6 protein-coding genes are annotated in these 6,640 nt (G+C 62.0%); 5 read left to right on the top strand and 1 reads right to left on the bottom strand.

Features of this window, described 5'->3' with window-relative positions; translation table 11 throughout:
- The first annotated feature begins 73 nt into the window (after positions 1-73).
- Positions 74-1,291 carry an MFS transporter gene (locus tag NMG46_RS25510; protein WP_254820176.1) on the top strand — a complete coding sequence of 406 codons (1,218 nt, stop codon included), beginning with the start codon at positions 74-76 and terminating at the stop codon, positions 1,289-1,291.
- On the opposite strand, the gene dgcA is transcribed toward NMG46_RS25510, so the two are convergent.
- Positions 1,262-2,245 (bottom strand): N-acetyl-D-Glu racemase DgcA, encoded by a 984-nt coding sequence (gene dgcA, locus NMG46_RS25515; RefSeq protein ID WP_254820177.1) that lies wholly within the window; start codon positions 2,243-2,245, stop codon positions 1,262-1,264. The two genes, NMG46_RS25510 and dgcA, sit on opposite strands and share 30 nt — an antisense overlap.
- A gap of 77 nt (positions 2,246-2,322) precedes the next feature.
- On the opposite strand from dgcA, the gene NMG46_RS25520 reads away from it, so the two are divergent.
- The 4 genes from NMG46_RS25520 to NMG46_RS25535 all read left to right on the top strand — a co-directional run bounded on the left by NMG46_RS25520 (position 2,323) and on the right by NMG46_RS25535 (position 6,408).
- Positions 2,323-3,507 carry an ABC transporter permease gene (locus NMG46_RS25520; protein ID WP_254820178.1) on the top strand — a complete coding sequence of 395 codons (1,185 nt, stop codon included), beginning with the start codon at positions 2,323-2,325 and terminating at the stop codon, positions 3,505-3,507.
- A gap of 1 nt (position 3,508) precedes the next feature.
- Positions 3,509-4,327 carry an ABC transporter ATP-binding protein gene (locus NMG46_RS25525; RefSeq protein ID WP_254820179.1) on the top strand — a complete coding sequence of 273 codons (819 nt, stop codon included), beginning with the start codon at positions 3,509-3,511 and terminating at the stop codon, positions 4,325-4,327.
- 13 nt (positions 4,328-4,340) lie between these two features.
- The gene (locus NMG46_RS25530; RefSeq protein ID WP_254820180.1) at positions 4,341-5,714 is read left to right on the top strand and encodes an MlaD family protein; all 1,374 of its coding nucleotides are present in this window, start codon (positions 4,341-4,343) and stop codon (positions 5,712-5,714) included.
- A 127-nt stretch (positions 5,715-5,841) separates the two neighbouring features.
- Positions 5,842-6,408 carry an ABC-type transport auxiliary lipoprotein family protein gene (locus NMG46_RS25535; protein WP_254820181.1) on the top strand — a complete coding sequence of 189 codons (567 nt, stop codon included), beginning with the start codon at positions 5,842-5,844 and terminating at the stop codon, positions 6,406-6,408.
- The last annotated feature ends 232 nt before the right edge of the window (positions 6,409-6,640 follow it).

Genomic DNA, 6,640 nt, shown 5'->3' on the forward strand with positions numbered 1-6,640 from the left:
TTTCGCCGTGTTATGCAGCGGCAGGTGTGGTGGGCCGACCCGGCTGAATGCCGTGCCGACGGATCGCCTGTCAATGTCCTCGCTGCCGCCGCTTTCGCCCGAACAGCTCGTCAAGCCACGCCATTTCGAACTGCGCATGAGCTTGATCTTCTTCACGCTCTTCGTGCCGCTCGGAACGCATGTGCCGTATTTTCCCCTGTGGCTGCAGGCCAAGGGGTTCCACGCCGAGCAGATAGCCGTGATCCTCGCCGCGCCGATGTTCCTGCGTGTGGCAACGACGCCTTTTCTTACCGCGCTGGCAGACAAAGCGAGCGACCGCGCCAATGTCTATGTTGCGCTGGTCGCCGCATCGCCGATCCTGTCCGCCGGCTACCTCCTGCCGCCGACCTACGCAATGGTACTTGCCGTATCCCTGGCGCTGACGGTCGTTTGGACGCCGCATTCGCCGATTGCCGATTCGCTCGCCCTTTCAGGCGTTCGCCGCTTCGGCTCGAACTACGCCGGCATGCGCAAATGGGGCTCGATCTCCTATCTCTGTGCTAATCTCGCCGGCGGTTTCATCTTGTCGGCGAGCGGTGCTCAGGCTGTCCCGGTGATCATCTTCGTGTCGTTATGCGCTGCGCTAGCCGCCGGGCTGATTGCGCCGCGCCTCGGCCGCCCGCGCCGCGCCTCGCCGCTTTCGGCTGCCGACATTCAGCAATCGGCGTCAAAACTCCTCAACACGTATTTTCTTTATTTTTCGACCGGGGTCGGCGTCATCACCGCCAGCCACGCGTTTCTCTACGGCTTCGTGTCGATCTACTGGAAGTCGATCGGCATCAGCGATTCGGTTGTTGGGCTGCTGTGGGGGTGGGGCGTCGTCGCCGAGATATGCATGTTCGTCGTCTTCACCCGGGCTTTCGCCTCCTTCTCGGTCGTGTCGATCATGCTGATTGCCGGGACAGGCGCTATCGTGCGCTGGATCGCCTTCCCTTTGATCTGGCCGCTTGGACTTGGCGTTGGCGGGTTTTTCGCGATCCAGACGCTGCACGCGGTTTCGGTGGCGCTGGTGCTGATCGGCCTGCAAAAGATGATCGGTGAGACGGTCGTGGAAGAACGCACCGGGGCGGCGCAAGGCATCGCCTATTTTTCCAACGGCTTCTTCATGGCGGTGGCGACGCTCATTTCCGGTCCTCTTTACGACCGCTTCGGCGCGAACGGCTTCTTTGCCATGATCCCGATCGCCCTGACGGGCCTGGCGCTGATCGGACTTGCGGCGCGTTCAGCCCCACAGCGCCGGCTCGGGCGGTGACACCAGCGACCCTTGATAGACGAGACCGGGAATGCGGTCGCGGGCTAGCAGCAACGGACCGTCGAGATCGACGAAATCGGCATCCTGCGCCAACAGAACGGCCGGCGCCATCGCAAGCGATGTGCCGACCATGCAGCCGACCATAACGCCAAGACCCAGTTCGCGGGCGCGGTCGCGAAGCACGAGTGCTGCGGTCAGGCCGCCGGATTTGTCGAGCTTGATGTTGATGGCGTCGTAGAGGCCGACAAGCGCTCCAATATCCTTCGCCTCGTGCACGCTTTCGTCGGCGCAGATCGGCACCGGATGCGCGATGTGGCGAAGAATACCGTCATGTCCCGCCGGCAGCGGCTGTTCGATCAAGGCGATACCTTGCGCAGCGGCAAAGGCGAGGTTTTCTACGATGTTGTCGTTCGTCCAGCCTTCGTTGGCATCAAGAATGATTCGGCTGTCGGGTGCCGCCGCCGTCACTGCGCGGATGCGGGCGATGTCGTTGTCGCCGCCGATCTTGACCTTGAGCAGCGGGCGCTGGGCGTTGGCGCGGGCCTGCGCCGCCATCGCTTCCGGCTCGGCGAGCGACAATGTGTACGCCGTCTCAAGCGGTCGTAACGGAACGGTTCGTATCGTATGCGCCACCGGTGTTCCGCTGATCTTCGCTTCCAGGTCCCAGAGCGCGCAGTCGATGGCGTTGCGTGCCGCGCCGGCAGGCATGGCACCGAGCAGGGCGATGCGGCTGATGCCGTGCGCGATCTCACTGCGCATCGCCTCTATCGCGCCACGCACACCCTCCATAGTCTCGCCATAGCGCTTGTAAGGAACGCATTCGCCGCGTCCTGTACGGCCGTTTTCGGTGATGGCGCAGGAAATCACCTCCGCTTCGGTCTTCGAGCCGCGCGAAATGGTGAAGGTCCCGGCTATCGGAAAGCGCTCGGCCTCGACCGAAATGACACGCGCCATATTTTTCTGCTCCGGCTGTGCACAAGGAGGATGTCGGCAAATCGACAGCTCGGCCCCGTCAGGCTAAACAGGACGCCATGTTGACCATCCGCAAACGCGACGCAAGCGGCCCTGCCAAGGAGCCCGACCACCAGCCGCGCATCGCGATCGGCGAGGAGGGCGGCGTTCTCGGCTGCGCTTTCTCGGGAAGCTGGACGACACGCACCGTCGCCCTGGTCGATGCCGAGATGCGCAAGATCGAGAAGCGCAGCGGCTTCAAGACGCTGGCGCTCGATCTGTCGCAGATCGAGAAGATGGACACTGCCGGCGCCTGGCTGATCGACCGCCTGGTCAGCAGCTTCGAAAAGAAGGGCGTCGAGATCAAGATGCAGGGGCAAAGCGAGATTGCCTCGATCCTGCTTGGCGCCGTCGGCGATGCGGTTCGACGCGAGCCCGGATCCGGTCCGACAAAGCCGCCCAACTTCATCATTCGGGGGCTCGAGGCGGTAGGCCGTCGCGTCTATGAGATGCGCGACGATTTCCTGGCCGCAATGAACATCCTCGGCGCCACGATACGCGGCTCTCAGATGAAGCTTGGCCGTGGCCACGCCGTCAATATGGCGGCGATCTTCAACCAGATCGATCGCATGGGCGTCGGCGCCATACCGGTGGTGGTGCTGATGTCGGCCATCGTCGGTGCGATCGTTGCCCAGCAAGGCGCCTATCAGCTCAGTTATTTCGGCGCCGACATCTTCGTCGTCGACCTGGTCGGCGTGCTGATCCTGCGCGAGCTCGGCGTTTTGATGACGGCGATCATGATCGCCGGCCGCTCCGGTAGCGCGATTACCGCCGAGATCGGCTCGATGAAGATGCGCGAGGAGGTCGATGCGCTGAAGGTGATCGGTCTTAATCCAATCGGCGTGCTGGTGTTTCCGCGGCTGGTCGCGCTGGTCGTCGCGCTGCCTTGCCTGACGATCATCGCCAACTTTGCAGCACTGGGCGGCGGCATTTTGGCTGCGTGGCTCTACTCTGACATTGCACCGGCAGCGTTCATCGACCGGCTGCGTGTCGCAATCGACCTCAGCACCATCTTTGCGGGCCTGATCAAGGCGCCGTTCATGGCCATGATCATCGGCATAATCGCCTCGGTCGAGGGCATGAAGGTTGGCGGCAGCGCCGAATCGCTCGGCCAGCATGTGACCGCCTCAGTGGTGAAATCGATCTTCGTGGTCATTATCCTCGACGGGCTTTTCGCCATGTTCTATGCAGCGATCGAGTTCTAAGATGGCGCTGCCGGGCACAAACACGACCAAGGTGGCGACGAAGGTCAAAGAAGACGAGATCGTGCTGTCGGCACACGACATCACCGTATCGTTCGCCGACCAGGTCGTTCTCGACAAATTGTCGCTCGATATCTGGCGCGGGGAGATTCTCGGCTTTGTTGGTGCCTCCGGTGCGGGCAAATCTGTTCTCTTGCGCACCATCCTTGGCTTGACGCGCAAGCAATCGGGAACAATCAAACTTTTCGGCGTCGACGTCGAGAAGGCAACCGAAAGGGAGCGCCTTCGCATCGACATGCGGCTTGGCGTGCTGTTCCAGCATGGCGCCCTTTTTTCGGCGCTGACGGTCCTCGAAAACGTCCAGGTGCCGATGCGTGAATATCTCGATTTGCCGAAGAAGCTGATGGACGAACTTGCCATGCTCAAGGTCGAGTTGGTCGGACTGCCGCCGGAGGCGGCGCAGAAATTCCCCTCCGAGCTCTCCGGCGGCATGATCAAGCGCGCCGCCTTGGCGCGCGCCCTGGCGCTCGATCCGGACATCGTTTTCCTCGACGAGCCGACGTCAGGCCTCGATCCAATTAGTGCGGCTGAATTCGACGAATTGGTCGTCAAGCTGCGCGATACGATGGATTTGACCGTGTATATGGTCACGCATGATCTCGACACGCTGTTTACCGCGTGCGACCGCGTGGCGGTGCTTGGCAACAAGAAAGTGCTGGTCGAGGGCACGATCGACGACATGCTCAGGAGCGAGGAACCCTGGGTAAAATCCTATTTCCGCGGAAAACGCGCCCGGCAACTTGATCTTGCGGCGCGCGCATAGCCATAAGTGAGCAATGGAAACCAGGGCCAACTACGTCATTGTCGGCATTTTCACGCTGGCCGCGATCCTCGCGGCTTTCGCTTTCGTCTATTGGACGGCGGCTATCGGCGAAAGGGGCGAGACGGCGGTGCTGCGCGTGCGCATTCCAGGCTCCGCTTCGGGGCTCGGCCGTGGCAGTTTCGTGCTGTTCAATGGCGTCAAAGTCGGCGACGTGCGCCGTGTCTATATCGACGTCGACAATCCGACTGCTGCTATCGCCGACACCGAAATAGACCGGAATACGCCTATCACCAAGTCGACGCAGGCCGATATCGGGCTTGCCGGCCTCACCGGCCAGGCCAACATCGAGCTCAAGGGCGCCGACCCCAAGGAGCCAAAACTCCTCGACGAGGCGGAAAAGGAAGGCCGCGTCGCCGAGATCGTTGCCAACCCGTCGGCGGTCACCAACCTGTTGCAGACGGCGCAGAACATCTTCACCCGGGCCGACAAGGTCCTTTCGGAGCTCGAAGGCTTCACCAAGGATGTTCGCGGGCCGCTGACGCAGACCGTCAACAATGTCCAGACCTTCTCCGATGCACTGGCCAGGAATGCGGACGGCGTCGACAAGTTCCTGGCCAGCGTCAGCTCGCTGGCGGACGAACTGAAGGGTGTTTCGGGCAAGCTCGACGGCACGCTGAAGGCGGCGGAAGGGCTACTCAACGCCGTCGACAAGGACCAGATCAAGAGCATCGTCGCCAATGTCGACACGGTCACCGCCAATCTCAAGGAAACCAGCAAGCAGTTCGACACGGTCATCAAGAACGTCGACACGGCGGTCGGCTCGATCAACGACTTCGCCCAGAAGACGCAAGGCACGCTGGCCAAGGTCGACGGCGTTCTCGACGGCATCGATCCGGCTGAGGTGCGCACCGCGCTGGCCAATATCCAGAAGGCCAGCGAAAACGCCAACGAGGCTGCCGCCGACATCGCCAAGGTGACCAACAAGTTCGCCAACCGAGCCGACGACATCGACGAAACCATCAAAGACGCGCACCAACTCGCAGGACGCCTCAACGATGCCTCGGTGCGAGTCGACGGTATCCTTGCCAAGGTCGACAAACTGCTCGGCTCCGGCCAGGCCGACGGCGTCATGGCCGACGCCAGAGCGACGCTGAAATCGTTCAAGCAGGTCGCCGACACGCTGAACGCCCGTCTCGGTACCATTACCGACAATCTGGCGCGGTTCTCGGGACAAGGGCTGCAAAACGTCGAAGCGCTGGTCCAGGACAGCCGCCGTTCGATCAATCGCATCGAAGAGGCGGTAACCGATCTCAGCCGCAACCCACAAAGGATCTTGTCCGGCGGCGAAGGCGAGGTCCGGCAGTTCGACGGCAGGGTGCGCCGTTGACTTCGATCCCCGACCACCGCAAGAACATAGCTGGCAGATGCGCATTGTTTCCACGATCCGGGGGGGATCGCGTTTGAAGTCGATCAGTTCAGGCAGCATCACATCGGGTGGGTCTAAGGTCGGGGCGATGTTGCTGGCGCTTTCGCTTGCAAGCTGCGCGGCCTTGCCGGGCGGCAGACCGGCGCCGCTGGATACGTTCGAGCTTTCGGCGCCGTCGCTGGAAGCGCGTGCCCACAGCCGTCGCCAGATACTCATCGCCCAGCCTTCGGCGCTCAAGGCGCTGGATAGCCAGAACATCGTCATCAAGCCATCACCGCGATCAATCCAGTATCTCAAGGGCGCGCAATGGGCCGACCGGCTGCCGATGATCGTACAGGCGCGGCTGGCCGAGACGTTCCAGCGCTCGGGCAGCTTCACCGGCGTCGGCAAGCCGGGCGAGGGGCTGGCGATCGACTATCAGGTGATCGTCGAGATCCGCTCGTTCGAGGTGCGTGTCGATGGCGGCGAACATGCCGAGGTCGAGCTGTTCGTGCGCCTGTTGAACGACCGCAACGGTGAAGTGCGCGCTTCGAAGACGTTTAGCGCCATCGCGCCCGTTTCGGGCAATGGCAACCAGGCCTATGTCGGCGCGCTCGATGCCGCGTTCGGCGATGCGGCCAGGCAAATCGTCCGCTGGACCGACACTGTGATCTGACGCGGCCGGAACTGCTGGCACGGCACTCTACAGCGCCAATGGAATTCAGTACGGCATGAAAAAGGCGGGAAATCCCGCCTTTTCGTTTATTCTCTATCGCCCGCTCTAGAGCGGTTCCTGATTTGACGGAATCGAAGGGGATTCCCGATCAGTCGGTTCTGTGATTCAAGATGCTGGCTGGAGTGGAGGCCAGTATCGGATGACGCGACCGCTTTCGGATGATCTTCGCGAA

The organism is Mesorhizobium sp. LMG 17147, from assembly GCF_024297145.1.
In the GTDB taxonomy this organism is placed as follows: domain Bacteria; phylum Pseudomonadota; class Alphaproteobacteria; order Rhizobiales; family Rhizobiaceae; genus Mesorhizobium.